The organism is Streptomyces phaeochromogenes (genome assembly GCF_001418655.1).
Classification (GTDB): Bacteria; Actinomycetota; Actinomycetes; order Streptomycetales; family Streptomycetaceae; genus Streptomyces; species Streptomyces phaeochromogenes.
The window spans coordinates 1-1,055 of record NZ_LIQZ01000680.1 but is presented as its reverse complement, the minus strand read 5'-3'; the positions used below and the strand labels follow the sequence as shown (position 1 = coordinate 1,055).

General features: G+C 69.6%; 1 protein-coding gene. It reads left to right on the top strand.

All coding sequences use genetic code 11. The features are described from left to right. Window positions 1–547: 547 nt before the first annotated feature. Window positions 548–1,055, top strand: a 508-nt coding sequence (locus AOK17_RS47505; RefSeq protein WP_055618819.1) for a DUF2617 family protein, incomplete at its 3' end; no start/stop codon positions are given.

The following is a 1,055-nucleotide window of genomic DNA, read 5'->3' as shown; positions in this document are numbered from 1 at the left end:
GGCGGTGGGGGCGGATGCGGCGGAGGCAGCTGACACGGGGCAGCTGAGCTCCGGACGGGGAACCGCGTCCGAGCCGTCCGGCACCACGAGCGTCCGTCGGAAGTCTTCTTCCGGCGGGCGCTTCGCCGTGTGCGGGGACTCGTCTCCGGCGGGCACGTCACCGTGTGCCGGGATTCTCCGCCGGGGGCGATTCGCCGAGCGCGGTGAGCCGGGCGGGTGGCGAGGAGTGTTGAGGGACGTTGAGGGGCGTTGAGAGAGCGGGGGGCGTGAAGGCGCACGTGTGAGCCAATGGCGCACTTCTTGGTTGAACAGTTGAGCTGTGGAGCCCTCGGGGGGATGGAAACCCTACGAAGTTGGGTAAAAACGCTGTGGCGGACGCGCCGTTCATGATTCCCTCGTAATCGCCGACGCAGACCCCGGAACATCCTTCTGACCTGGCCGCCCGGGCCCAATCCCCGCCCGGCGCCGACCGGGGTGCGACGGACCGACTCACCGTCACCCTTCACAGACACCAACCCCACCCTTTTGCGTGCAGCGGAGCCGACCCATGCTCACGACCCTCAACACCGCCTACACCGACACGCGTGCGGCCGATCTCGCCTGGGCCCTCGGTCGCGAACCGCTGCCCGCGCTCGCCACGCTCGATCTGGAACTCTCGGGTTCGAAGCTCCAGTTGAGACTGCTCGGGGCGTCCCACCAGGTGCTATTGGAGGAGGAGCGGGGCAGTTGTTCGGAGACCGTCGCCTGTATTCCGGGCAGTAGCACGCCGTTGCCGCTCGGCGTCGCCAAGCGGGTGGGTGACTGGGAGTACGAGTTCGCCGCGCGCGTCGAGACGTTGTCGCGGGGCTCGTTCGCGGGGCGCGCGCAGGAGTTGCTCGCGCTGGTGGCCGACCATCCGAATGGTCTGGCGGGGGTCTTCCCCGGCAGCCCGCACGCCTTCACGGCGATGCTCGCCCAGCGACACGAGGGCCAGGTGCACTGGCGCACCTGGCATGCCTATCCGCAGGACGGGCAGCTGGTGGCCACCCGTACGCGGGTGGGGGTGCGGGTGGCTG